The 25206-nt window shown below is 60.7% G+C and carries 27 protein-coding genes; 13 read left to right on the top strand and 14 right to left on the bottom strand.

Annotation, left to right across the window (positions count from 1 at the left end):
* Positions 1 to 52: 52 nt before the first annotated feature.
* Together bioD and QQJ86_RS14345 are read right to left on the bottom strand one after the other, a co-directional pair.
* The gene (bioD, locus tag QQJ86_RS14350; protein ID WP_284321641.1) at positions 53 to 727 is read right to left on the bottom strand and encodes a dethiobiotin synthase; all 675 of its coding nucleotides are present in this window, start codon (positions 725 to 727) and stop codon (positions 53 to 55) included.
* A complete protein-coding gene (locus QQJ86_RS14345) occupies positions 724 to 1428 on the bottom strand; it encodes a TMEM175 family protein (RefSeq protein WP_284321640.1) in 705 nt (234 codons plus the stop codon). The genes bioD and QQJ86_RS14345 overlap by 4 nt, the downstream gene beginning before the upstream one ends.
* A gap of 77 nt (positions 1429 to 1505) precedes the next feature.
* Between QQJ86_RS14345 and QQJ86_RS14340 the strand changes: the two genes are divergently transcribed.
* Complete coding sequence (locus QQJ86_RS14340) at positions 1506 to 1997, top strand: GAF domain-containing protein (RefSeq protein ID WP_284321639.1); 492 nt, start codon at positions 1506 to 1508, stop codon at positions 1995 to 1997.
* A 71-nt stretch (positions 1998 to 2068) separates the two neighbouring features.
* On the opposite strand, the gene yihA is transcribed toward QQJ86_RS14340, so the two are convergent.
* Entirely contained in the window at positions 2069 to 2725 is a 657-nt protein-coding gene (yihA, locus tag QQJ86_RS14335; protein ID WP_284321638.1) for a ribosome biogenesis GTP-binding protein YihA/YsxC, read from the bottom strand.
* A gap of 320 nt (positions 2726 to 3045) precedes the next feature.
* On the opposite strand from yihA, the gene QQJ86_RS14330 reads away from it, so the two are divergent.
* The 5 genes from QQJ86_RS14330 (at position 3046) to QQJ86_RS14310 (ending at position 6949) form a co-directional block, all read left to right on the top strand.
* Positions 3046 to 3858 (top strand): c-type cytochrome, encoded by an 813-nt coding sequence (locus QQJ86_RS14330; RefSeq protein ID WP_284321637.1) that lies wholly within the window; start codon positions 3046 to 3048, stop codon positions 3856 to 3858.
* Between the two features lie 115 nt (positions 3859 to 3973).
* Positions 3974 to 4873: a thiol:disulfide interchange protein DsbA/DsbL gene (locus QQJ86_RS14325; protein WP_284321636.1), complete on the top strand. Its 900-nt coding sequence runs from the start codon at positions 3974 to 3976 to the stop codon at positions 4871 to 4873.
* A 91-nt stretch (positions 4874 to 4964) separates the two neighbouring features.
* Positions 4965 to 5624, top strand: a complete 660-nt coding sequence (locus tag QQJ86_RS14320; protein WP_284321635.1) for a thiol:disulfide interchange protein DsbA/DsbL — start codon at positions 4965 to 4967, stop codon at positions 5622 to 5624.
* Between the two features lie 120 nt (positions 5625 to 5744).
* Positions 5745 to 6527, top strand: coding sequence for an endonuclease/exonuclease/phosphatase family protein (locus tag QQJ86_RS14315; protein ID WP_284321634.1), 783 nt, complete (start codon positions 5745 to 5747; stop codon positions 6525 to 6527).
* Positions 6524 to 6949, top strand: coding sequence for a hypothetical protein (locus QQJ86_RS14310; protein ID WP_284321633.1), 426 nt, complete (start codon positions 6524 to 6526; stop codon positions 6947 to 6949). The genes QQJ86_RS14315 and QQJ86_RS14310 overlap by 4 nt, the downstream gene beginning before the upstream one ends.
* Here QQJ86_RS14310 and QQJ86_RS14305 read toward each other — a convergent pair.
* Positions 6860 to 8458 carry a glycoside hydrolase family 17 protein gene (locus QQJ86_RS14305; RefSeq protein ID WP_284321632.1) on the bottom strand — a complete coding sequence of 533 codons (1599 nt, stop codon included), beginning with the start codon at positions 8456 to 8458 and terminating at the stop codon, positions 6860 to 6862. The two genes, QQJ86_RS14310 and QQJ86_RS14305, sit on opposite strands and share 90 nt — an antisense overlap.
* 163 nt (positions 8459 to 8621) lie before the next feature.
* Here QQJ86_RS14305 and QQJ86_RS14300 point away from each other — a divergent pair, with 163 nt between their 5' ends.
* From QQJ86_RS14300 to QQJ86_RS14290, 3 genes are all read left to right on the top strand, one after another.
* Positions 8622 to 10715 carry a transglycosylase SLT domain-containing protein gene (locus QQJ86_RS14300; protein WP_284321631.1) on the top strand — a complete coding sequence of 698 codons (2094 nt, stop codon included), beginning with the start codon at positions 8622 to 8624 and terminating at the stop codon, positions 10713 to 10715.
* A gap of 131 nt (positions 10716 to 10846) precedes the next feature.
* Positions 10847 to 11797: a complex I NDUFA9 subunit family protein gene (locus tag QQJ86_RS14295; protein WP_284321630.1), complete on the top strand. Its 951-nt coding sequence runs from the start codon at positions 10847 to 10849 to the stop codon at positions 11795 to 11797.
* Between the two features lie 22 nt (positions 11798 to 11819).
* A complete protein-coding gene (locus QQJ86_RS14290) occupies positions 11820 to 13046 on the top strand; it encodes a multifunctional CCA addition/repair protein (protein ID WP_284321629.1) in 1227 nt (408 codons plus the stop codon).
* Positions 13047 to 13086: 40 nt separating this feature from the next.
* Here the strand turns inward: QQJ86_RS14290 and QQJ86_RS14285 are convergent, their stop codons facing one another.
* The 5 genes from QQJ86_RS14285 to QQJ86_RS14265 all read right to left on the bottom strand — a co-directional run bounded on the left by QQJ86_RS14285 (position 13087) and on the right by QQJ86_RS14265 (position 16760).
* Complete coding sequence (locus QQJ86_RS14285; RefSeq protein WP_284321628.1) at positions 13087 to 14295, bottom strand: class I SAM-dependent methyltransferase; 1209 nt, start codon at positions 14293 to 14295, stop codon at positions 13087 to 13089.
* On the bottom strand, positions 14292 to 15053 hold the full coding sequence (gene tatC, locus QQJ86_RS14280) for a twin-arginine translocase subunit TatC (RefSeq protein ID WP_284321627.1): 762 nt from the start codon (positions 15051 to 15053) through the stop codon (positions 14292 to 14294). Before tatC ends, QQJ86_RS14285 begins: the two co-directional genes overlap by 4 nt.
* The gene (tatB, locus tag QQJ86_RS14275) at positions 15040 to 15402 is read right to left on the bottom strand and encodes a Sec-independent protein translocase protein TatB (RefSeq protein ID WP_284321626.1); all 363 of its coding nucleotides are present in this window, start codon (positions 15400 to 15402) and stop codon (positions 15040 to 15042) included. The genes tatC and tatB overlap by 14 nt, the downstream gene beginning before the upstream one ends.
* A 330-nt stretch (positions 15403 to 15732) precedes the next feature.
* A complete protein-coding gene (tatA, locus tag QQJ86_RS14270; protein ID WP_284321625.1) occupies positions 15733 to 15984 on the bottom strand; it encodes a Sec-independent protein translocase subunit TatA in 252 nt (83 codons plus the stop codon).
* 89 nt (positions 15985 to 16073) lie between these two features.
* Complete coding sequence (locus tag QQJ86_RS14265) at positions 16074 to 16760, bottom strand: lipid-binding SYLF domain-containing protein (protein WP_284321624.1); 687 nt, start codon at positions 16758 to 16760, stop codon at positions 16074 to 16076.
* 271 nt (positions 16761 to 17031) lie between these two features.
* On the opposite strand from QQJ86_RS14265, the gene hemH reads away from it, so the two are divergent.
* Together hemH and QQJ86_RS14255 are read left to right on the top strand one after the other, a co-directional pair.
* Positions 17032 to 18087, top strand: coding sequence for a ferrochelatase (gene hemH / locus QQJ86_RS14260; protein ID WP_284321713.1), 1056 nt, complete (start codon positions 17032 to 17034; stop codon positions 18085 to 18087).
* Positions 18087 to 18947, top strand: a complete 861-nt coding sequence (locus QQJ86_RS14255) for an alpha/beta fold hydrolase (protein ID WP_284321623.1) — start codon at positions 18087 to 18089, stop codon at positions 18945 to 18947. Before hemH ends, QQJ86_RS14255 begins: the two co-directional genes overlap by 1 nt.
* A gap of 71 nt (positions 18948 to 19018) precedes the next feature.
* Here QQJ86_RS14255 and QQJ86_RS14250 read toward each other — a convergent pair whose 3' ends face one another.
* Genes QQJ86_RS14250 through QQJ86_RS14230 form a run of 5 tightly spaced genes read right to left on the bottom strand, consistent with a single transcriptional unit; the run spans position 19019 to position 23315 of the window.
* A complete protein-coding gene (locus QQJ86_RS14250; protein WP_284321622.1) occupies positions 19019 to 20194 on the bottom strand; it encodes an ABC transporter permease in 1176 nt (391 codons plus the stop codon).
* Positions 20191 to 20925, bottom strand: coding sequence for an ABC transporter ATP-binding protein (locus QQJ86_RS14245; protein WP_284321621.1), 735 nt, complete (start codon positions 20923 to 20925; stop codon positions 20191 to 20193). The genes QQJ86_RS14250 and QQJ86_RS14245 overlap by 4 nt, the downstream gene beginning before the upstream one ends.
* The gene (locus QQJ86_RS14240) at positions 20922 to 22502 is read right to left on the bottom strand and encodes an alpha/beta fold hydrolase (RefSeq protein ID WP_284321620.1); all 1581 of its coding nucleotides are present in this window, start codon (positions 22500 to 22502) and stop codon (positions 20922 to 20924) included. The genes QQJ86_RS14245 and QQJ86_RS14240 overlap by 4 nt, the downstream gene beginning before the upstream one ends.
* A 7-nt stretch (positions 22503 to 22509) precedes the next feature.
* Positions 22510 to 22707, bottom strand: coding sequence for a helix-turn-helix transcriptional regulator (locus QQJ86_RS14235; RefSeq protein ID WP_284321619.1), 198 nt, complete (start codon positions 22705 to 22707; stop codon positions 22510 to 22512).
* A gap of 5 nt (positions 22708 to 22712) precedes the next feature.
* A complete protein-coding gene (locus QQJ86_RS14230) occupies positions 22713 to 23315 on the bottom strand; it encodes a hypothetical protein (RefSeq protein WP_284321618.1) in 603 nt (200 codons plus the stop codon).
* A gap of 511 nt (positions 23316 to 23826) precedes the next feature.
* On the opposite strand from QQJ86_RS14230, the gene QQJ86_RS14225 reads away from it, so the two are divergent.
* Both QQJ86_RS14225 and QQJ86_RS14220 read left to right on the top strand, forming a co-directional pair.
* The gene (locus QQJ86_RS14225; protein WP_284321617.1) at positions 23827 to 24357 is read left to right on the top strand and encodes a fimbrial protein; all 531 of its coding nucleotides are present in this window, start codon (positions 23827 to 23829) and stop codon (positions 24355 to 24357) included.
* A gap of 95 nt (positions 24358 to 24452) precedes the next feature.
* Positions 24453 to 25196: a fimbrial biogenesis chaperone gene (locus QQJ86_RS14220; protein ID WP_284321616.1), complete on the top strand. Its 744-nt coding sequence runs from the start codon at positions 24453 to 24455 to the stop codon at positions 25194 to 25196.
* The last annotated feature ends 10 nt before the right edge of the window (positions 25197 to 25206 follow it).

Raw genomic sequence — 25206 nt, 5'->3', positions numbered from 1 at the left:
CCTTTTTGGTGACCGTTCCTGACATAGAGGGCCTGGCAGCCCTTGCTTCCCCTTAAAAACGCAGCGCTGCCTGGTCCAACAGGCTCCACGCTCGTTCCGGCGGCATGCCATACGGCAGGAGCCCTAAGCAGGGTGCCGGCAGCAACGCATGCAACGTGGCGATATTCTCCTCGATCGCAGCCATCTCTGGGTCGATGCAGTTCCCAATCCAGCCGACCAGCCGGCAACCATCCGCCTGGATGGCCTCAGCACTGAGCAGTGCATGATTGAGGCAGCCAAGCCGTAGCCCCACCACCAGCACCACCGGCAACCCCCAGGCCTTGGGAAGCTCCGAGGCGAGCAAGCCCGGTGCCAATGGCACTCGCCAGCCGCCCACGCCTTCGACCACCACCATGTCGTAACGCGTGGATAGTTTCTGAAACGCCGCGTGCAGCGGCGGCAACGCAATCGTCACGCCGGCGTGAGCAGCGGCCAAGTGGGGAGACAGCGGTTCACGCAAGGCGACGGGATTGATCTCTTCGTACGCGGGCGCAGGCCTGCTCGCGGCCTGCAGCGCCAGCGCGTCCTCATTGCGCAGACCGTGTGCGGTCTCGACACAACCGCTCGCGACCGGCTTCATACCGCAGACGCTCAGGCCCGACGCGCGCAAGGCGTGAATCAACGTGCAAGCCGCATGGGTTTTACCGATGCCAGTGTCAGTGCCCGCCACGAACAGCGACGAGCTCATGCAGCACTCGCCCTGGCTCGTTTCGCCCAACGCCCTGCTATCCAGTACATCGGGCTCAACAAGATATAAAGGCACCCCGGCAACGCCGTCCATGCCGACGTCTCGGGAATGACCAGCGCCGCAAACAATGAGAGCAAGGCCACGTAGATCGAGCCTGTCTGCGTGTAGAAAGACTGGCGTGCTTCGATCCGCTCCGCATGCGACATATGTGCCTTGCGCAAGCTATGGCGATAAAGGCCTGCAAGACACGCTGCCATGCAGGCATAGGCCAAGCCGTAGCAAATGTAGAGTGCTTTCACTTCGTGCACGCTGTTGATGGTCGGTGCACCCGACAATTGCTGATGCGCGAAGGCCGCATAAAATGCACTGAACATCGCCTGGAACAACATGTTCAGCGGATAAACGAAAATCAACGCGAAGAACACCAGCATCAGACTCAACATCATGCTGGTCGTGTCGTGCAACCGGAAGCGGTCTCGCCAACGTACATGGCGGTGCCAGAAGATCATCAGCGTGGCGAAGCTGCAGGCAAAAGCCGGAATTCGGTCCAGCGCCTGCAAAAGATCGTGCAGGTTGTGCGGCACTTCGGCCCCCGCGATGGCCAGCACGCTTACCGCAAAAGCGAAGGCCGCGTCGATGAAACCATCCAGCCGGTGCGCCTCGACACGCCCATTGTGCGCAGCATCGTGCTGCTCGCTCATAATCGATTCCCCTTGTGCCCAGGCCGCGGACAACCCATCTTTGGCCAGTCAGTCTGCAGCAATCGAGTCCATACGTCATGTTCGAGATCAAAAACGCCCTGGCAACTAGCAAGCCCGAGCTATATGCCGACCTGGCGGACCAGGCCCGCGGCATGCTGGCCGGCGAACCCAGCCTCATCGCCAACGCAGCCAATTTCGCGGCCCTGGTGTTCCACAGCCTGCCCGACTTCAACTGGGCCGGCTTTTATCTCTATGACGGCAAAGAACTGGTGGTTGGACCGTTCCAGGGCAAGCCGGCCTGTATCCGCATTGCACTTGGCAAAGGTGTATGCGGCACCGCGGCACAGACGCGCCAAACACAGATTGTGCGTGACGTGAACGATTTCGACGGTCACATTGCCTGCGATGCGGCATCGCAGTCGGAAATCGTGGTGCCGCTGGTGAAGTCCGATGGCACGCTGCTGGGTGTGTGGGACGTGGACAGTCCGTCCATCGGCCGCTTCGACGACGAAGATCGTGCAGGCATGGAAGCGTTGTGCGCGGTATTCATGGAAGCCGTCAACGCGTAGATTGGGGTGCAAACCCCAACACTCGTATCCGCATACATGGCGATGTTGGAGTTTGCGCTCCAACCTACGGATCAGTCGCGCTGTGCGACGATGGCGCGTTCATGGCCTTCCAGCAAATTCATGACGGCAGCGCGCGCCTCCTCCACACCCGTGCCGTCTGGCGCTGAAAACACCTGCATCGTCACCGGTGTGTTCGCGCCAATCTGATTGCGCAGTGCAGTCAGCGCTTGGCTCGCCTGATTGCGCGACAGCTTGTCGGCCTTGGTCAGCAGCACATGGCACGGCAACACGGTGGCGAGGCAGAAGTCCAGCATCATCCGGTCGAACTCCTTCATGGGATGACGGATGTCCACGATCAGTACCACGCCACGCAGGCTGCGGCGCACGTGCAAATATTTGTCGATTTCATGTCGCCAGTGGTCCCGCAGGGCATCGGGCACCTTGGCGTAACCGTAGCCGGGCAGATCGATCAGGCGCGTTTCCAGTGGCTGCGACGTTTCACCGCGCACCACCACAGGCAAAGAAAAGGCGACCATCTGCTGCGTGCGCCCCGGCGTTTTCGAGGTGCGCGCCAGACTCTTCTGGCCGGTCAATGCATTCAATGCGCTGGACTTGCCCGCGTTGGAACGGCCGGCGAACGCCACCTCGGCGCCTTCGTCGGCAGGTAGTTGCTGGATGCGATGGGCGGCAAGCACGAATTGTGCGCCCTGCAGCGGATTGATAGGCATAGACTGGTTTGACCGGCTTGGATGGGGTGGGGATAATTTAAGGATGCTCTGATTCGTTCTGCATAGGTGGCAGCGGCCCTGTCTGTTCGCAGGTCACAGGGCCATCGGCGCACGCGGGGAGGGTACATGGATGTACCCTGCCTTGAGGAGCGAGGAAGGCAGACTGGCCGTCTGTCGAGACGATGGACCGAAGAGATGCGAACAGACAGGGTCGGTGACGCCTACGCAGAATGGATCAGATCATCCTTTAGTTCTGCCAGTCACGGTACGCTGAGGGTGCGCACCGTACGTCAATAGCAGTATTTCCTGGAGGCAAGTGTATGAGTTTTCGGCTCGCCGGTTGCCGGCCCGCTGTCTTGAATGCAGTAGCCCTGGTTGTTGCTCTTTCCGCCAGCGTCGCGTTTGCGCAGAACACCAAAGCCCCGGCCGCCACGAAAGCCCCGGCCGCAGCCGCCTCCACCACCAAACCCGCCTCTGCAGCCACCGCGCCGGCCGCCGCAACGCCTACCGCCGCAGCTGCGCACGATGACAACTGGATGATGTCCACCAAACCAGGTGACGCCACGTCCGGCCAGGGCAAGGCTGCCGCATGCGGTGCCTGCCACGGCATGGACGGTAACTCCACCGATCCGCAGTATCCGAAGCTCGCTGGACAGCACGAGATGTATATCGCGCACCAGTTGCATAACTTCAAATCCGGCGAGCGCCAGAACGCCATCATGCTCGGCATGTCCACGCCGCTGTCCGATCAGGACATGCGCGACATTGCGGCCTATTTCGCCGGCAAGCAGCCGCTGCCCGGCGTGGCCGATCAAGCGTTGGTCGAACGCGGCCAGAAACTCTATCGCGAAGGTGATCCGGATCGCGGCATTCCGGCCTGCATGGCGTGCCACAGCATCGACGGCCGCGGCAATCCCGGTGCGATGTATCCGCAGCTCACCAGCCAGCATGCACAGTACATCGAAGCCAAGCTGAAAGATTTCCAGAGCGGCACGACCTGGGGCCACGAGGCTCACGCCCAGATCATGCCGACCGTCGCCAAGAACCTTGACCCGCAGGACATCGCGGCGCTGGCCAGCTATATCGAAGGCCTGCACGTCGCCGACCATGGCACGGCCGCTGCATCGCCGTAACTTCCTGTTGGCCGCGTTGTCCCAGGGAGGCCCTGGTCCATTTTCCGTCGATGACACCCACGTAAAATGGATCAGAGCGTCCCCATTCCCTGATTCATCGACTTTGAGGCCAACCATGCTGAAGCGTTTGTCTTTCCTTTGTGCGGCGCTGATTGCGCTCGCCGCCTGCAGCCAAAACGGTACCGATGCCTCGGCGCCGCAACCGGCTCCGGCCCAGACATCCGCCCCTGCCACCCCGGCCTCGACTGCGAAGCCGGCACCGGCCAGCACCACGCAAGCACCGGCCGCCGCCTCCACCGCAGCGGCTTCTGCCAGCACCGCAGCAGCACCAGCTGCCGCTTCGACGGCCACCGCAGCCCCACAGAAACCCTCAGCGCCGGCCGAGCCCTTCGTCGACAACGGCAAGTGGGTGGAAGGCAAGAACTACTTCACCATCGAGCCGCAACAGCCCACCGGCAATCCGGACAAGATCGTGGTGACGGAAGCGTTCTCCTACGCCTGCCCCGCTTGCAATGCGTTCCACACCACGGCCGATCAGCTCGAGAAGAGCTTGCCGTCGAATGCGGTGATGACTTATTTGCCGGTATCGTTCCGTCCGGATGAAAACTTCCCGTTGTTCCAGCGCGCCTATTTCACCGCCAAGGCATTGGGTGTGGTCGAGAAGGCGCATGACGCCATCTACGACGCAGTGTGGAAGAGCGGCGAACTGGCTTCCGACGATCTCGCCACCGGCCGTCCGAAACCGCAGTCCGCATGGCCGACGATCGACAACGTGGCGAAGTTCTATGCCAAGTACGGCGTCGATCCCACGCAGTTCGTTGCGGTGGCCAACTCCTTCAGCATCAACACGCAGATGAAGCGCGCCGACGACATGGTGAAGGCATACGGTGTGGATGGCACGCCCAGCATCATCGTCAATGGCAAGTATCGCTTCACGCCCGGCAGCGCTGGCGGCTACGCGCAGTCGATCGAGCTGACCAAATGGCTCGTCGCCAAAGAAGCCGCAGGCAAGTAAGCACGAATGCACAGCGCCCGATCCGCCGGGCGCTTTTTGTTTAATCTCAAAAAAAATCGTTGACGAACCTTGTCATTGCACAGGTAAAAACATGTTCAAGACCGCCCGATACCGCATCACCGCCCTGCTTTGCGGTTTGCTGTTGACCACCGCTTGCAGCGCCGCCGGCCCCGATGCCGCGTCCGCGCCTTTCACCGACGGTAACCAATACGTCACCCTGCCGGCGCCTTATCAGCGCGACAACAGCAGCGGCAAGGTCGAAGTAGTGGAAGTGTTTTCCTACGCGTGCATTCACTGCGCCGAGTTCTCCACCTATGCCGACGAGCTACGCAAGTCGCTGCCCAAAGGCGTGGAATTCAAGTTGGTGCCAGCACCGTTCAACGACGCCTGGGTGCCGTTCGCACGCGCTTATTACGCCTCCAAGAAGCTGGGGCTGCTGGAACAGACGCACGATGAACTATTCAAGGCGAAGTTCAAGGAGCAGTACCCGATCAACTCCATGGACGAGATCGCCGATTTCTACGCTCAGCACGGCGCAAACCGCGAGCAGTTTCTGAAGATCGCCAACTCGCCCGAAGTGGATGCACAGATCAAGAAAGATCTCGCACTGATCCAGACGTGGGGTGTGGACGGTACGCCGACCATCGTCGTCGACGGCAAGTACCGCAGCGCCAACATCAAGAGCTTCCCCGAGCTGGTGGATCTCACCAAGTTCCTGGTGCAGCAAGAACTGAGCGCCAAGCAGAAGTAATCGCCTGAGATGGGATGCTCTGATCCTTTTCAGAGCATCCTGCAATGCGGCTTTCACAACCGCCGCATCGAGAACCTTTAGGATGCGCTGATCTTTTCAGAGCGGCCCCTACGCAGGACCATGACCCGCGCCCCCGCCAAGCATCAACGGCTGCGCCTCCTCAGCTGCAATATTCTGGCGGGAGCCAGCGTGCAGCGTTACCGCCAGTACGTCACGCGCAGCATCAACGCGGTGCTGCCGGCACGCAGCAAACTGGATAATCTCGACCGCTTGGCCGAACTGCTCCCACAGTTCGACGTGGTCGGCTTGCAAGAAACCGATGCGGGCAGCCTGCGTTCCGGCTTTCTCAATCAGACACGCTATCTCGCCGAAACCTCCGGCATGCCGTACTGGAGTCATCAGCCCAATCGGCCGCTGGCGCAGATTTCGCACACGGCGAACGGCTTGATTTCCCGCTTGGAACCGTTGCGGGTGATCGACTATCCCCTGCCTAGCCGCATTCCCGGACGCGGTGCGCTCGTGGCGCACTTCGGCGACGATGCGCACGGGCTAGCGGTGGTTGTGGCGCATCTTTCGCTCAGCGCGCAGGCACGCGCCAAACAACTTGCCTTCATCGCCGAAGTGCTCCAGGACCATCCACACGCGGTGCTGATGGGTGATCTCAATACCGACCCGCATAGCCCGGAGATGCGTCACCTGTTCGCACATTCGAGCCTGCAACCGCCCGAACACCCTGTGCCGACCTTTCCGAGCTGGAAGCCGCGGCGCGCGCTCGATCATATTCTGGTGTCATCGGACATCCGCATCGAAAAAATGTGGACATTGCCGCAGGCGTTTTCCGATCATCTGGCATTGGCTGCAGAAATCCAGCTTCCCTCCGCTTCCATCAAAACGCATCGATGACTGCAAAAAAGCGTTTCATTCCCGTTGCACTGCCTTGGCTGCTGATCGTGATCTTCGGCTTGTTGGCCACATGGTTGCGGTATGGCTTCATCGAGTCACGTGCGCTGGGGCATGTTTGCGAAGATGGCAATCCTCCCAGCTGGTGTTGGGCTCGCGAGCTGATCGTGATCGGCTTCAACAGTTACGGCTATGGCATCGCAGCGATCATCGCTACCGTGTTGGCGATGATCGGGAAAAAGCCATGGCTCGCAGCGCTGGCCGCAGCAATCGGTGCGATCGCTCTTATCCTTTACTGCTACTACGCCGGCGCTATCGCATTGTTGATCGGCTGCCTACGCCTCTTGCGATTGCAAGCTAACCGCATGACAGCGCCAAGCCACCCAGACAGGCACGGCAATCGCCAGATTCAGGCCCAACCATAGCCAGGTCACTTTGCTCATGCCGGCTTCGTCCAGCACAGGCATGATCGCGAGCACGGGGCCCACACACGCCATAAAACGTTGCTCTGCCGACGGCATGCGCAGCTCATGCGTGAGCAGGCCAAACACGCCGTATGCAACGCAAGGAAGCAGGAACAGGCCCATCGGAAAATCCATATAGCGGCCGTCAAAGGCGAGCAGGATGTCGTACAGCACCAGCGCGAACAACGCGCCGAAGCGCCACCACTGCGCCGGTTCGGAGTGGTCGTGATGATCCGCCAGATGCGCAGCGATGCGCCGCGACAACGCCGTTGCAATGGCAAGCCCGCCGGCCAGGCACAATGCCGACAGCAACCACTGCCACCATCCTTCGCATGCAAACATCATCTGCCGCAGTTGCCATGCCGCTGATGTGCCGGCAGCAAAGCCGGCCATCAGCAAAGCCAACCATCCCCTGATCCCACGCCAGCTGCGATGCCAAGTGCCAACCACGGCAAACGCCAGGGCACACACTGCACCAGCCAGCCAACCCAGCCACCAATGCGGCTCCTCGGTGACCGGCCCAAGCATCGGGAATTTCGGCTGTGCATCCGAATCGAAGATGCCCCAATAGCCACCGACCGTACCTTCCTGCGCACGCTTCCACGGCTGATCGAAGGCTTCGATCACGTTGTAGGGCATGTGCACATCGGCGGCATAACGCAGGAACGCGCGGAGGTACAGCGCTTCATCCACCACGCTCGGTTCGGCAGAACGACGAAGACGCCCCGCACTAGGCCAGCCGGTTTCGCCGATCATCAATTGCTTGCCGGGAAACACGTGCTGCATGCGCGTATACACGTCTTCCACATGATGCACGGCATCGATGGCCGGCACCGGATTGTTTTCCCAGTACGGCAGAATGTGGATGGTGACGAAATCCACCACGCTCGCCATTTGCGGATAGCGCAACCAGTTTTCCCACACGTCGGCATACGTCACCGGAATCATCGACGGCACTGCCGCGCGTACGCGCTGGATGTATTCGGTCAACCGCTTGGGTGAAAGATCCCCGCGCAGCAGCACTTCGTTGCCGACAACGATGCCGCGAATCGTCTTGGCATTCGCATTGGCCGTGGCGATGCCCAGCTCGATCTCCTTCTCGTTCTGCTTCGGAGAGCCACCCAGCCAGATGCCCATCAACACTTGCATGTGATAGCGCGCAGCAATCGCCGGAACCGCCGCAAGGCCATTGCCCTGCGAATACGTGCGCACACAGTCGAAGCGTTGCGACAGCGCGCGCAAGTCTTCGTCGATGCGCTCCGGCGTCATCACGAAGTGAATGTCATAAGGTGTTTCACCCGGCCGGCGAAACGGCGCGTAAGACACGCAGGCAATGCGTGCGGATGGCGCATCCGGCAAAGGGACCGCACGGCCGATCTGCCACCACCACGCAAGGCCAGCCACCGTGGCCAGGATCAACGCCAGCCAGGCGAGTCCGTAATGAGCTGCGTTCTTGGACGGAGACGGCATGCGGGTCCTGTAGGCGTGCTGCGGCCGAAACGCGAAAGCTTAGCAGCGAGGAACACTACGCAGCGCATATCCAGAGGGGCCTTACGCTGTGAGGAAGCGTTCAGGACACGGAAAACCCATCCGCTACACTTGCCAAGGATTATCCGCAGGATCTGGAGCTCCCATGGCCTCGCTAGCCGTATCGCGCCTCGGCCGTTATCTGTTGACCGTCATCACCGGCGGAATGCTGGCCGGCGCGGTCGCTGCACAGTCGGATAGCGCTTCGTTGGAAGCGCAACGCGCCGCCTTCAAGCAGGCTTACGCCGCCGCCAGCCAGGGTGGCGATGGCTGGCGCTCACTCGCAGGGAATCTGCAGGACTACCCGCTTTATCCCTATCTGCAAGCGGCCTCGCTGGAACACGATCTGCAGCAAGTGGATCGCGCAACCGTAGACGCCTATCTGCGGCAATACCCAGATCTGATTCCGGCTAACGACCTGCGCCGTGATTTCCTGCAGGAATTGGCGCGCCGGCAGGACTGGACCAACTTCGTTGCGATGTACCAGCCGGGACTCGGCGATGCGCTGAGCTGCGACGCACTGCAGGCACAACTTGCGGGCAGCGCCAAGCTGGATTTCAACCGCGACCTGGCCACACTGTGGGCGACGCCCGCGTTGCCTTCAGCCTGCGATCCGGTGTTGCAGACTGCGTACGATCAAGGCTTGCTGACGCCCGCACGCATCTGGGCGCGCATCGATGCGGCTGTCGATGCCGGCAAGCCTGGCACGATTTCCAGCATGGCCAAATGGTTGTCGCCGGAAGACGCTCAGACGGCGCAGAAGTTGGTTCTTGCGCTCAATGATCCAGCCGCCGCCGTGACTGCCGCCAAGCAATGGCCGGATACGTCACGCACACGCCAGGCTGTCACGCTCGCGCTGGCACGGCTGGCACATCGCCAGTCGAATACGGCCGACACCGCCTGGCAAACCTTGCAAGGTCGCTTTCATTTCTCGCCCGAGCAGCGCGATCGCGTCCTGAATGCGCTGGCGCTCTTCCACGCCACGGATTTCGACGACAACGCGCTTGCACGACTCATCAATCTGCCCGCTTCCGCCCAAACGCCTGCGAGCCGCGAATGGCGCGTTCGCGTGGCCTTGGCCGAAAAGAACTGGCAAGCCGTCCTGGACGCCATCGCTGCTTTGTCACCGACGCAGCGGGATGATGACGAATGGCAATATTTCCGCGCACGCGCGCTCAGCGAACTCGGCCGCAGCGAAGAAGCGCAGCGCGCATTCGCCAGCGTGGCCGAGCAATCCAGCTACTTCGGTTATCTGGCGGCGGATCGCGAAAGCGCACCGTACGCGTTGTGCAGTACGCAGTTGGCTGCGAATGAACAAGCACAACAAGCAGTGCTGGCGACACCCGGTATGCAGCGCGCGTTCGAACTGTTCGCCGTAGACATGCCCAAGCAGGCACGCCGTGAATGGAGCCAGGCGCTGGCCAATGCAGACGCACAGACCATCCGTCAGGCGGTAATCCTGGCCAACGAACGCGGCTGGTACGACCGCGCGGTATTCGCGTTCAACAACGGCGACGCCTTGCACTTCTACACGCTGCGTTTTCCGCTCGCCAGCCAGGACGGTGTAGTGCCGCAGGCTCAGCAGGCCGGCATCGATCCTTCCTGGGCCTACGGCATTCTGCGCGTGGAAAGCGCCTGGATGACCGATGCGCAATCGGGCGCGGATGCACGCGGACTCATGCAATTGCTGCCCAGCACAGCGGCCACCGTGGCACGCCGCAACGGCCTTGCATGGAATGGCGGTGACAGCCTGTACGATCCCGCCGTCAACATCGCGCTGGGCACACGCTATCTGGCGCAGATGGCCGAACGTTTCGATGGTTCACCTTGGCTGGCCAGCGCCGCCTACAACGCCGGCGCAGCACGGGTGAATCAATGGGTCGATGCACGCAGCCAGCTGCCACCCGATCTTTTCGTCGCCACCATCCCCTTCAAGGAAACCCGCGAGTACGTGGCGCGCGTGATGTACTACAGCGTGATCTACGACTGGCGCCTGCACGGCACCGCCGCGCCACTCTCCACCCGCATGCTGCCCATCGGCCAGCCGTATAGCCGTCTGGATCCGCCGGACGCACGGAAAGACCTGACCTGCCCCGCGCCCAAGGTGGTGGCTGCATCGTCCGCCCCAGCGCCTGCTGCAGCCGCCCCCGCGGCAACGACATCGACGCACAGCGCACCGGCCAAGGACAAAGTGCACTAACTGCGCATCCCTCCTGCCCGGAAGTGAGTAACATCTTCCCCAGGTGACCTCTCACCTCGACTCTCTCTCCCGTTTTTGATTCATAGATGGCGAGAGGGAGCTGGCCTACCGCAGCCAGGAGGATTTTCGCCATGACCACCCAACATATCGTCATCCTCGGCGGGACCGGCTTTGTTGGCAGCTATCTGGTGCCTCGCCTTGCCGCCGACGGGCATCGTATTGCTCTACTCTCGCGCAATCGCGAACTGCATCGCACGCTCGCGGTGTTGCCCAGCGTTTCCATCCACAGCGCGGACGTCTATGACGACGCTGTCTTGAGGCATCACTGCGAAGGTGCCGATGCGGTGATCAATCTCATCGGCATCCTCAACGCCAGCGGCCGTCATACGTTCCAGCGCGCGCACGTGGAGATGGCGCGACGCCTGATCGACATCTGCAAGACGGCTGGCGTGCAGCGCTTGCATCAGATGAGCTCGTTAAAAGCTGGGCAAGGCCAATCGCAATACCTGAAAACGCGCGGTGAAGCCGAAATGCTGGTAAAGAGCTCGCCACTGAACTGGACGATCTACGAGCCGAGCGTGATCTTTGGTATCGGTGATGGACTCGTCACCCGTTTCGCCAAGCTGTTGCGCAGCATGCCTGCGCTTCCTCTGGCACGCGCAACCTCGCGCATGGCACCCACGTACGTGGGCGACGTCACCGAAGCCATCGCGCGCTGCGTAGCGGATGAAAAACTGTCCTCGCGTCGCAGTTTCGAATTGTATGGCCCCGATGTGCTCACGCTGGGCGACATCGTACGTGCCATACGAGATACCGCCGGACTTCGCACACCGATTATCTCGCTACCCGACAGCCTGGGCCGCCTGCAAGCGCACGTTGCCGGCATGCTGCCCGGCAAGCCGTTTTCGCCGGACAATTTCCTTTCCCTCGGCACTGATTCGGTCGGCATGGTGGACGGGTATGCCGCGCTCGGTGTTACACCGCAGCCATTCGTTCGCTCGCTGCCGCGAATCATCCAGGGCACGCCGCGCCAGCAGCGGCTGGACTCAGCACGACAAACCTTCCGCCATCGAGGTGCATAAAGCGGCCATGGCACAATAAGGCATGCGTACTTACCTGGTCGGCGGCGCGGTCCGTGACAAACTGCTGGGACGCCCCGTGATCGACCACGACCACGTCGTAGTTGGTGCGCGTCCGGAAGATATGCTGGCCCTCGGCTATCGACCCGTGGGCAAGGATTTCCCGGTCTTCCTGCACCCCGAAACCAACGAGGAATTCGCACTCGCCCGTACCGAGCGCAAGATAGGGCGCGGCTACCATGGCTTCACCTTCCACGCCGATCCCGAGGTCACGCTGGAGCAAGACCTCGCCCGGCGCGACCTCACCATCAACGCGATCGCGGAAGACGAGCAAGGCAAGTTGGTCGACCCTTACGGCGGTGCGCGTGACATCGAACTGCGCATTTTGCGGCATGTTTCCCCCGCCTTCGTGGAAGACCCTGTGCGTCTGCTGCGCGTGGCGCGTTTCGCAGCGCGTTTCGCACCACTCGGTTTCACGGTTGCCGACGAGACCATGACTCTGCTGCAGCAGATGGTGCGCAACGGCGAGGTCGATCATCTCGTGCCCGAGCGCGTATGGGCGGAAACGCGCAAAGCGCTCGGCGAAGCACAGCCTTCTGCTTATTTACGCGTGTTGCGCGAGGCTGGCGCACTGGCGGTACTGTTTCCGGAAATCGATGCGCTGTACGGCGTACCGCAACGCGCCGAATTCCATCCCGAAATCGATACCGGCATCCATCAGGAAATGGTGTTGGATGCAGCAGCCAAACTGGCGCCTGGCAACGACCTGATCGGCTTCTGCGCACTCACCCACGATCTCGGCAAAGCGCTCACGCCGAAGGAAGAACTGCCCCGCCACGTCGGTCACGAACATCGCGGCGTAAAACCACTGCGCGCCCTGGCCGCGCGCTTGAAAGTACCCACTGAATACGCCGAACTCGCCGAACTGGTGTGCCGCGAGCACCTCAACTGTCACCGTGCGTTCGAACTCAAACCTGCGACGGTGCTGAAACTGCTGACGGCACTCGACGCGCTACGCCGACCGGAACGTCTGCAAACCTTCCTAACGACCTGCTTGGCTGACAAGCGCGGAAGGCTGGGTCACGAGCAAGACGACTATCCCCAAGCAGCGTATCTGCGTCTTGCACGCGACGCGGCTGCGTCCGTCACGTCTGCGCCGTTTGTAGCGGAAGGGCTGCAAGGTCCCGCAATAGGAGCAGCCATGGAGAAGGCGCGCGTGCAGGTGATTGCAGAGACGAAAACAAGCCGCTGACGGCAGTCCAATGAAGCAACACGCGTGAATTATTTAAGCGCTACAAACGTCCGCCCTGGTCCGCCGCCAGAAGATCGACAGGCAACGGCAAGGCCGCCAACCCACGCGCGAACAACATCGCCTGGAAACGGTCGCCCATCTGATCGGGCATAGTGAGTTTTCGAACTTGCTGTGCGAGGTGATGACGGGTGGTATCGTCGGCGGCCTGCTCATAAGCGCGCTCGAAGACATCCTGCAAACCAGCGCTGATCAGGAATTGTGCTTGAGACAGATACGCTGCCACGTCGAAACCGGCGCTGTTGCCTGCTTCAGCTAATGCAGTGAAGTCGACGGACGCGGTGAGATCGTTAAGGCCCGGAAGGAACAGCGGATCGTTGTGCGCGCGATGGCGGTAATGCGCCATCAATGTGCCGTCTTGTCGTTCCGGCAGATAAAACTCACGACGGACATAGCCGTAGTCGATGAAAAGCATCAACCCCGCTTCGAGCGACCCGGCGATGGCCTGCATCCAATAGGGCAGCTGCGGGAGAATTTCCGAGCGATAGCCGTCCTCGAATTCCCGACCGAGATCACGTTCGACATGACGTACCGCGCTGGCTACCAGTGCATCAGCGGGTCGATCCACGCGCAACAAACGTGCTTCGCCGTCGAGTGCCACATGCTCTTCGTAAATCTCGCCGTGGCGGATCACGAAACGCGTAGTCGGCAATGCATCGATCACTTCATTGGCGAACAGGATGCCGCGCCAATTCTCTTCAGGCGGACGGTCGATCCATGCAACGCGCGCCATGACGTCTGCTGGCAGCACTGCACCGAGACGCTCGCGCTGGCGTTCGCGCAGATCGGCGCTCGGCTCCAGAATCAAATAGCGGCGCGGTAGCGCATCGTTTTCCGATAGCGCCAGCAATGCGGCCTCGGCAAAGGCACCACTACCGCCACCAAGTTCGAGGAAATCCGCGTCGCCGCCCAACATGGCCAGCACGGGCTGCACGGCATGGGCGACGCAGCGCGCAAACAGATCACCTAACTCCGGCGCGGTAACAAAATCGCCAGCCTCACCGAACTTAGTCTTGCCGGCACTGTAGTAACCGAGCCCAGGCGCATACAAACAGCGCTCCATGTACTGCGAAAACGGCATCGGGCCGTGTGCGGCGATCGTTTCACGCAAGTGCTGCAGAAGGCGTTCGGAATGGGCGAGCTCGTCAGCAGCCGGCTCAGGAAGACGGGACGTCTTAGAGGGATTCATCATGGATGGGACGGCGCATCCGCCGCATTCGGCTTCAGCAGCCAACGCACGGCGAGAATGCCGATTTCGTAAAGCAGGCACATGGGAATGGCCAGCATGATCATCGAGGTGATATCCGGCGGTGTAACCACGGCAGCGATGGCAAACGCACCGACGACCGCGTAGCGCCGCCCCTTGCGCAACTTGTCGAGATCGACGACACCCACGGCCGCCAGCACCACAACAGCTACCGGTACTTCGAAACACAGGCCGAAGGCGAAGAACATCAGCATCACGAAATCAAGGTAATGCGTGATGTCCGTCATCATTTCCACGCCTTGCGGCGTGACCGCCGTCAGGAAGCGGAACGCTGCTGGCAACACCAGGAAATACGCAAACGCACCGCCGATGTAGAACAGGATCAGCGCTGCCACCAGCAATGGTCGCGCCAGGCGCTTTTCGTGTTTATAGAGACCGGGGCTCACGAACGCCCACAACTGATACAGGATCACCGGCATGCTGATAAACAGCGCCGCGTAGAAAGCCAGCTTCAGTGGAGTGATGAACGGGCTGGCGACTTCGGTGGCGATCAAGTGCGCGCCTTCCGGCAAACGCGAAACCAACGGTGCCGCGAGCCATGCATAAAGACGGTTCGCAAACGGCACCAGCGCAGCCAACACGATGGCTAGCGCAAGAATCGCCTTGATCAAGCGCGAACGCAGCTCGAGCAGGTGCGAGAACAGGCCTTCCTGCAAATTTGTTTCGGAATCAGGCGTCGCCATGAGGTGTTTCCTTGGTCGCATCGGCGGACGCGAGTTCCTTTTGCACGTCAGCGATGCTGTCACGCACTTCCGTAGTCGTGGCGGCAACTTGTTCGCGCGTATCGCGAGCGGCTTTGTTCATCTCGGCCTGCATGGCTTCGGCACGCGCTGCCGCCTCGCGCGCAGTGCGCTTGAGTTCTTCGATTTCCAGTTCACGCTCCACTTCGGCGCGCACGCTCTCCCAGCCCGAGCGCAGTCGGCGCATCAAAGCGCCTGCCGTGCGCGCAGCCTGCGGAAGTTTTTCGGGGCCGAGCACGATCAGCGCGATCAACGCCAGCAACATCAGCTTGCCGAGGCTGATCTCGATCATGAAGACAATCCTTGGGATGCTCTGACCAATTCTACGTAGGCGTCACCGTTCCTGTCTGTTCGCAGATCACAGGGCCATCGGCGCACGCGGGGAGGGTACATGGATGTACCTGGCTTTGAGGAGCGAGGAAGGCAGACTGGCCGTCTGTCGAGACGATGGACCGAAGAGATGCGGACAGACAGGAACGGCCCGGAGGGTGATGACCAGAAGGCCCGCATGCTGCGTCGCGCAGCTTGAAAAGACGGCCAGTCTTCCCTGCGCCGCGCAACGCACCCTGCGAGCCTTCTGGTCATCATGCCACCCACGCAGAATTGGTCAGAGCATCCCTACTTACTTGGTTTCGCTGGAATCGCGCTGCTGCTGACCGGTCGAGCTACCGGTGCCGAGCGGCGGATCGGCCTGCAGCTTCTCCTTCTCCTGCGCCTTGCGCTTTTCCTCGTCCTCGTCGCCCTGCATGGCCTTCTTGAAGCCGCGCACGGCGTTACCGAGGTCGGAGCCGACCCGCGTCAGCTTGCCGGTACCGAATACCAGCAGAATGATGACGAGCAGGATCGCCCAATGCCAAATGCTGTCCAAACCCATGAGAACCTCGTTGCGGAGTCCTGCCATCTGCGCCTGCGGGAGTGCAGGCGCCGGCCTTCCGTAATGTGAAGGGCGCGCGTCGCGCAGTCCTACTTCGAAGTGTACTCCTCCAGGGCGTCACGGAAATGCACGACCGCCGCCGGAACGTTACCTACCCCGCCTTCGAAGATGCGCCGCGGGGTGATGCCCTGGCCATAGACCTGTGCGTTGGCGTCGTAGTCGATCTTGATCACCGAACCATCCAGCGCCACGCCTGCAAACAGGCCGCGGGCGCGCGAATAGGAGTAGATCTCCGCCTTCAGCTGCTGGTCCGTGGCGGCCGATGCTGTGCGGCCTACCGGACCCGCTGCCGCGGAGGCATCCGCGCCTAGCGTGAACTTGCCGTTGACGATGTTATCCACGCCGCGCTGCGTGCGGAACACCAGCACCACATCGGTCTTGGACACGCCGATCTGGAAACCCACGCTGCCACCGCCAAAGGAGATGAAGCTGGGATTGGACCAGGTGCCGTCCGGATTCTTCACCGAGATCAGACCTTCGCCGCGACGGCCGCCGAATACGAAGCCGACCTTCAGCACGTCGGGAATGACGGCGATGGCGCGGGCATTGCGCAGCAGATCGGTCGGGATGGATTTGTCTGGTGCCTGCTCGATCTCGTTGAGCACGCGCACGGCACTTTGTGCGCGCTGGTCCGGCGTATCGTCCGCAGCATGCGCGGCAACCGCAGGCAGCAGCGCAAGGGCAACAAACGATAGACGACGCAGTACTTTGAACATGGGCAGCTCCGGATTCTGATAACTGGATCGTGATCGGGGCGATGATACCGGCTTCGCACGAAACACTAGAGCCTATTTACGATTCCTGTGTGGTTCGCGTTGTGCTTGAGCGGTTGTCAGGTGGTGGCGCGTGGCGCAGCGCCAGACTGCCTGTCTGGTCAAGCCGCGCGCCGCCGCATGGCGACCGCTCAAGCGCAACGCGGGCTGCGCAGGGATCGTAAACAGGCTCTTGTGGCAGACTGGATCGGCTATTCCGCCGCTATCGCCTTCGATGCCACGCAGCCACTATACCGGCCTTGCCGGCCCATCCTACGACCAACCTGCCCAGGCTGGCGTATTACTTGTGAACCTCGGCACACCGGACGCCCCCACGGCACGCGCGCTGCGACCGTATCTGGCCGAATTTCTGGGCGACCCACGCGTCATCGAATATCCGCGCTGGCTGTGGTGGCTGATTTTGCATGGTGTGATCCTGCGCATTCGACCAGCACGCTCCGCGCATGCTTACGCACGGATCTGGACGCCGGAAGGTTCGCCGCTACGAGCGGGTTCGGAAAAGCTCGCCGCCGCTTTACAGGTCAAGTTGCGTCAGCTCGCACAGGGCCCGATCCGGGTGAGATTGGCCATGCGTTATGGCGAACCATCGGTACGCAAGCAAATCGAGCAGATGCAGCGCGATGGGGTACGCCGTCTGCTGGTGCTGCCGCTGTATCCGCAATATTCGGGCACATCGACCGGCTCGGTGATCGATGCAGTGGCTGACACAATCAAGCAGCTGCGCTGGCCGCCGGAACTGCGCATCGTCAACGATTACCATGACGACGACGGCCACATCGAAGCGCTTGCGCAATCTATCGAACGCTGGTGGGCCCAGCACGGCCGCGGTGACAAGCTGCTGCTGTCGTTTCATGGCATTCCGCAGCGTTACGTCGATGCCGGCGACCCCTATTTCCACCAGTGCAATGCCACCGCACAAAGCTTGCGCAAGCGGCTCGGACTGGATGAATCGCAGCTCGTTCTGAGCTTTCAGTCACGCGTAGGACGCGAGCCTTGGCTGCATCCCTACACAGACGAAACCGTGAAACGTCTCGCGCGAGAAGGCATCAAGCGATTGGATGTTGCCTGCCCTGGCTTCGCCGTGGATTGCTTGGAAACGCTGGAGGAAATCGCCATGCAGAACAGCGAGTTCTTCACCGCGGCCGGCGGCGAGGCGTTGCGTTACATCCCAGCGCTCAATGACAGCGACGAACAGGTGGGCAGCCTGGCATCCCTGGTGTTGCGCCACGCCCAGGGATGGCCCGAATTTTTGCCAGGCGGGAAGACCTGATGAAGGCACACGCTCCGATAGAGCAACGCATTACTCTTTCCCATCACCTTGCGCTTACCGCGCAGATCTGGGGCGCAGCCGATGCGCCGCCACTGCTGGCCTTGCATGGCTGGCTCGACAACGCTGGCAGCTTCGCTCTTCTCGCGCCGAAGCTGGCCGAGCGATTCCGCTTCATCGCGCTGGAATTGCCTGGCCACGGGCATTCCAGTCATTTGCCGGCAGGCATCAGCTATCACTTCGTCGATTACGTCAGCGCGGTGATCAATGCAGCCGATGCACTGGGACTTGAGCGCTACACCTTGCTCGGCCATTCGCTGGGCGCGGGGATCGCCTCGCTGGCGGCAGCTGCCACGCCGCAACGCATCGACCGCCTGTTTCTGATCGAAGGGCTCGGCCCATTGGGCGACGATGGCTCCCATACCTTGCAGCGCTTTCGCGATGCCTACACCGCACCAGCCACGAGCGGCAAATCGCTGCGAGTGTTTACGAGCGTGGAGCAAGCGATCAGCGCACGCACCGTGGCCAGCGGTCTGCGTACAGATCTGGCGCGTCCCATCGTGGAGCGCGGCATTGCTGCAGTCGATGGCGTCTATCGCTGGCGCAGCGATTCGCGCCTGACGCGACCTAGCGCAGTGCGCCTGGCAGAAGCGCAGATCCGAGCACTTATCGCCGGCATCGAAGCACCTACTGCACTCTTGCTATCCAGACCGGTTACGCCGTATCTGCCAAGCGCGATGATGGAAGTACGTGCACAGCAAGTACCACGTATCGTCACGTCATACATGGATGGCGGACATCATCTGCATCTGGAGCGTCCGGACGACGTGGCCGCATGGCTGCTCGAGCAATCGTTGGGTTAGCGCAGCGTAACCCAACAATGCCGCCTCGAATCTGTTGGGTTACGCTGCGCCAACCCAACCTACAACACCGTTTACGCTGAAATAGCCAAACGCTCCGAGCGATAGACCCACGCCGTAATCAAGATCACCAGCATCGCCACGACCACACCTGCAACCACGCAGTGCGACATCTGCATCGCCGATACAGACTCACCGCGCAGCAGGCGCATGATGCCCACCTGCTGCCCAAGCAAAGGTATGTCATACATCCAGTCGGCAACCTTTACAGGCATGATGGACAGCAGCATGGTCGGAATGATCGGCACCATCATCAGGATGCTTTGATAGGTCTGTGCCTCGCGATAGCTTTTCGCAAAGGCCGCCACCAGGGTTTGCAATGCAGCAAGCAGCATCACCAATGGCAGCATCATCAACACTACCCGCCAGGCGAAGGAAAATCCCAGGTCAATGACCATGCCCAAACGCTCGGCCGGCATCAACTTGCCGGATACAGCAAATGCGGCCACGCTGATGAACAGGCTCATCAGCGAGAACGTACCTATGGCACCAAGCTTGCCGAGCAAAATCTTCCAGCGCGCGACAGGATTGGCAAACAACGGCTCCAGCGACTGCCGCTCACGCTCACCGGCAGTCAGATCGTTCGCCAGGGACATGCCCCCTACGAGTACGGCAAGCACGAAGAAGTAAGGCAGAAATCCAAATATCACGATCGCACGGGATTGCGGCGTGGACTGGTCGCGCTCGTCAACCGATAACGGCGCCATCATGGTGGGCGAAAGACCGCGCGCCACCAGTCGCATCACCCCTTCGCGTCGGCTGTAACTTTCCAGCATGGACTTTAGCCGCCCAACCGAGCTATCGCTGTCTCTTTGCGAAGAGTCGTAGATCAATTCAACCTGGGACGTCTCGCCCTTGCGCCAAGATGTACCAAAACCCTGGGGGATGCGCAGCACCGCATCGGCGTCGCGGTTGCGTACGGCTGTTTCAGGATCGTCGATGGCCTGCAACGGCACCAAACCTTGCTGCCTGAGTGCCGCAATCAGGTTTGGCGCATATTGCGCGCCGATCACGGGCACCTTGATGGGCTGATCAGCCTTGTTTAGCTCACGCGTAAGCGCGGTGTTCGTGACCATCATAAACAGGAACGGCCCCAGCAGTGGACCGAAGATCAGCGCACTGAGAACCGTGCGCCGATCGCGCAAATTTTCCTTTACTTCCTTGAAGAAGACGGTAAGCGTGGTTTTCATGCCGCCAACCCCTCTTCACTGCCGATGATCTTCACGAAGGCATCCTCCAGATTGGCTTCGCCGGTTTGCGTGCGCAGCGCGTCGGGCGTGTCATCGGCCACGACGCGGCCGTGCGCAATCACCACGATGCGATCGCATAGCGCCGCCACCTCCTGCATGATGTGACTGGAGAAGAGCACGCAACGCCCTTCATCCCTCAAGCGATGCATGAACTGCCGCATGCTGCGAGTAGCCATGACGTCGAGGCCATTCGTAGGTTCGTCCAGAATCACGTTCTTAGGATCGTGTATCAGCGCACGCGCGATGGCCGTTTTCACGCGCTGGCCTTGTGAAAAACCTTCGGTACGCCGGTCGGCGATATCCTCCATGTCCAGCGCCTTGATCAACTGTTCACGCCGTGTGCGGATCAATGATTCTTCCATGCCTTGCAGTCGCGCGAAGTAATCGATGTTTTCGCGCGCAGTAAGGCGCTTGTACAACCCACGCGCATCGGGCAACACACCGAGTCGGCGGCGCACGGCTTCGGCATCGCGTGCGACATCGATGCCATCAACCAGCACCTGCCCGTGATTGGGCTGCATCAGTGTGTAGAGCATGCGCAAGGTGGTGGTCTTGCCAGCGCCATTCGGACCAAGCAAACCAGTGATTTCACCATCACGCGCGACGAAGCTAACGCCGTCTACGGCCTTCACTTCACCGAAATGCTTGTGCAGATCCTTCACTTCGATCATGGCGACGCTCCATTGAAATCGATGAATGCTGGCGTGCTGCCCAATTTGTCCAGGCACCGGGCGTCCAGCAGTTTGGGATCGGGCTTGTCGATGAACTTGCCGAGCAGCTGTGGCATGCAGCCACGACTGAGCAAAGAGTGGCCCTGGCCCTTGAAGATCAGCTGTCGTCCATCGGTGAGGCCCGGCAAAATCTGCTCGCCGTAGCGGGGTGGCGTAACCGGATCGAACTCACCGGACAGCAGCAGGATGGGCTTGTCGCTCTTCAGCGGCGCATGGAAATCAGTGGGGCGCGTGCCATGCGGCCATACTCCGCACTGCGCCTTCAGCGCATCGACCAGATGGTTGCCGAGCATGGTGTTCTGATCCTGCGGTTGCGGTTGCAACAGATCGGCATCTTCGCTGCAGATCACGCTCATGGACATGCCGTTGTTCATGTCACCGCTTAGATCACCGTTGAGAATCTTCGCCTGCCCCAGCAACGGACCGACGTCGCCATGTGCCGCGGCATTGATCGATAGCGGCAACAGTGCTGCGGTCTCCGGCTGATACGCAAACATGCGCACCACGCTGGCAAGCGAGAATTCGCTCAAAGGACGCTCCACGGTTTCGTACGTTTCGGGATCGCGAAAGCTGACCTTGTGGGGATTCGCGCGCAGGGCATCACGCAGCTGATAAAGCGTCTGCATGGAATCACCGAACCGTTGCTTGCATGCAGGGACGGCCGTGCAGTTGGCGAAATTCTTCTTGAGCGCGTCATCAAGATCGCGCGCGAAATCTTGACCGAGCACCAACTGGTTGGGCACTACCGAATCCAGCACCACGCTACGCACGCTGTCCGGATAGCGCTTCAAGTATTGCTGTGCCATGCGCGTACCGTAAGACACACCGATCAGATCGAGCTGCGGCGATCCCAGTGCCTTGCGCACATCCTCAAGATCTTGTGCCGCGATGGTCGTGGTGTAGTACCGCGGATCGGCCTTCTGACGCACTTCATCAAGGCATGCGGTGACGCTCTTGCGCACCTTGTCCAGGTCCAACGTGAATGCATTGTCTTCGGACGAAGCCTCCTCCGCATTCTTGCAACTCAGCGGATTCGAATGGCCCGTGCCGCGCTGATCCAATAGCAGCACATCGTGATGCTTGCGTACCTCCGCAAATGCAGGAGCTAAAATCACCCATCCCTCGGTCGCGGCTTCACCGGGCCCACCCGCGAGCAGCGTCGCCATATCGGGTGCAGGCACCTGTGCATCGCTGCGTGCAATGGCCAGGTTCAGCCCAATGCGGCGGCTGTGCGGATCATCGCGATTCTCTGGCACGTCGAACGTGGTGCACCACGCCTGCGCCCGTGCGCCACTACCCGGACGGCCAAGCTCGCACGGCTTGAACGTAAGCGTTCCGCGCTGCCATGTGCGCGCAGGCTGCGATGGTTCCTTCGTCTCGGTCTGCGTGGTGATAGGTGCTGAGTCCGCCGAAGACGTGGCGGCAGGCTCCTCATGATGCCAATGCTGATAAGCCAGCACGCCCACTGCCGCTGCTGCAACAACGATGCGAAAAACAGTTCTCGCCTTCAAGGCCATGTCTCCCTCACTCCTCTTCGGGCACAAAAATCATTTCGATCGGCATGCCGAACAGGCGTGCGACCTTGAACGCCAGCGGTAGACTCGGATCGTATTTTCCGGTCTCGATGGCATTGATGGTTTGTCGCGATACATCCAGCTTCTGCGCGAGCTCGGCCTGCGACCAGCCGCGCTCGGTGCGCAAATCACGCACAAGGTTATTCATGACGATTATTCGCTGCGATATTTGCGCTTGTACCAATGCACGGCCATAAACAGGAGACCGCATACGATGAAGGCACCGCCGGTTCCATACACGAATCCCAGTTCACGTTCGTTTACATGGCCCGTAAGCGGCACGCCAGCGAAAAGCAGGACGACGCCAAACAGCATCAAGAACACGTACGGCTTGATGCTGAGCTCCTCGTCGCAATACATGCTTCCTCCGTAACTGCGTATCAGTCGCCAGCGCACCAAGCCGTAGCAGAACACCATCGCCGGATACACCCAGAGCAAGCTCGATCCATCCAGTTTCACCACACCTGCGGTAACCAGAAAACCCGCCACGAATGTCAGCGCGCTGACCACCGCCGTCGCCGTACTTAACGCAACCAAATGTGTGTGACGCTCCAGTTCATCGCTGTTGCGGATGAGCCGCGCCATTTGAGCGATGACGTAGAGCACCGGCACCGTGGGCGCCACCGCCAGCAGAACCTTGAGCGGCAAGCTCGTCGTCTTGCTCACCAGCGGCCAGACGAACATGATGAAAACGGTATAGATCGCCATCGCGATCAACACTCGCGGCTGGTATTGCTTCAATGAAAACCGAGGCATGGCCGCTCTCCCTCAAGCTGCCACTCGGCGCAACGGCCAAGTACGAGCGACAGGACCCCGACCGAAAAGAATCTCGCTGTAACGGCGCATCATCCACTTCCCCTAATGCATGTAAAGCACGCTTTACATAGCCTAGGCACACACCAGGGCTATGTCAAGGGTGCTTTACAAGTTCGCCGTAATTTCCGCGTGGGTCGCGTAGTCCTGTTGACACCCCGTGTCACTTTTTGACCAAGCCCCTGCCAATCAGGAGATGCAGTTCACATTTTTTCCTGACAGCCCGTAGGAAAAAGCCGCGAAATGTGTAAGGCATGTGTAGGAAATCAGCCGGTTTTCCCGGACAATGTGATAGGGGTCACGCTTTGGCTTGATTGTTGCTGAGTCCACACGAGGCGTGGGCCTGCCCGTGAGGGGGCGGGAAAACGCCCGGCCCACCGTAAGCGCTTTTTTTACCGAAACGCTGCACCTAGTCCTACACACGCAACTCAAACAATACCCAGGAAAAATTGCAATGAAGAAGACTTTCCTCACCGCCGCGCTGTTGGCTGTTTGCAGCTTGGCAGTTGCTCCGGCCTTTGCGTCGGATGGCACCATCACGATCACCGGCAAGGTTGTCGCCAACACTTGCACGTTCAACGTCAATGGCAGCGGCAGCGCCAGCAGCACCGTTCAGTTGCCCGTAGTCTTTACGACAGCCTTGAATGCAGCCGGCGCCGTTGCCGGGAAGACCCCGTTCACCATCGCGGTGACCGGTTGCGATTCGAACCTCACCAGCGTCCAGGAACAATTCGGCGGCTCCAACATCGATGCCACAACCGGCAATCTCAAGAACACCGCTTCCGGCAACAATGTCGAAGTGCAGCTGCTCGCCGGCACTGGCGCCGGCACGGTCATGAATCTCAGCACCGGTACCAACTCACCGGTAGGAACGCTCTCTGGCGGCGCCGTGACGCTGAACTTCCAGGCCCAGTACTACGCCACTGCCGCCGCTACCTCGGGCTTGGTGAGCACGACCGTAACGTACACGACGCAGTACCAATAAAAAAATCGCAGAACGGACACGCTGCGGCGAGAGCAATTGCTGCCGCAGCGTAGTTCCTGCGCGCCCGCCATTCGTTGATCCTCGAGAGTCTGTCCATGAATACCCTTATCCGCGCTGCCCGCGTGGGTCTGCTAGCCATGTGCCTTTTCGCAGGTGCTGCGAATGCCAGCGTGCTGATCACCGGAACGCGCGTGGTGTTCCCGGCCCAGGATGGCGAAGTCACCGTACGGCTGACCAATGACAACGCTCATCCAGCGCTGGTCGAAGCGTGGATCGACAACGGCGACCCCAAGTCCACACCGGACAAGGTCACCGTGCCGTTTCTGATCACGCCTCCGCTGTTCCGCATGGAGGCGCACAAGGATCAGGACCTGCGCATCATTTCCACACCCGCTCAATTGCCGAGTGACCGTGAGTCGTTGTTCTGGCTCAACGTGCTGGAAATACCGCCCAAGCCCAGCGCACAAGAGTCAGCTGGCAAGAACCTATTGCAGTTCGCGATCCGCTCGCGGCTCAAGCTTTTCTACCGTCCTGCACATCTCCCTGGCGATGCGCAGACGGCACCCGGGAAAGTGACCTGGAAGGCTGTCGCCGATGACCAGGGCTACGCCCTGGAAGTGCACAATCCCACGCCCTACCACGTCACCATCGTCAAATTGTCGGTGGATGTCGATGGCAAACCTTACAGCGCCGACATCGGCATGGTCGATCCGCTTGGCTCGCTGCGCCTCAAGATCAAGGGACTGACGACGTCACCGGCGTCGGGTTCGTCCGTCGCCTATGACATCGTCAACGATTACGGCGCAACCGCTTCCTTCAAGGGCAGCGTCTCGCCGTGATCCGTCGTCG

Origin of the sequence: Dyella acidisoli, assembly GCF_030160295.1 — a bacterium.
Lineage (GTDB): Bacteria > Pseudomonadota > Gammaproteobacteria > Xanthomonadales > Rhodanobacteraceae > Dyella_B > Dyella_B acidisoli.
The sequence above is the reverse complement of the archived record's forward strand: the minus strand, read 5'-3'. Positions and strand labels throughout refer to the sequence as shown.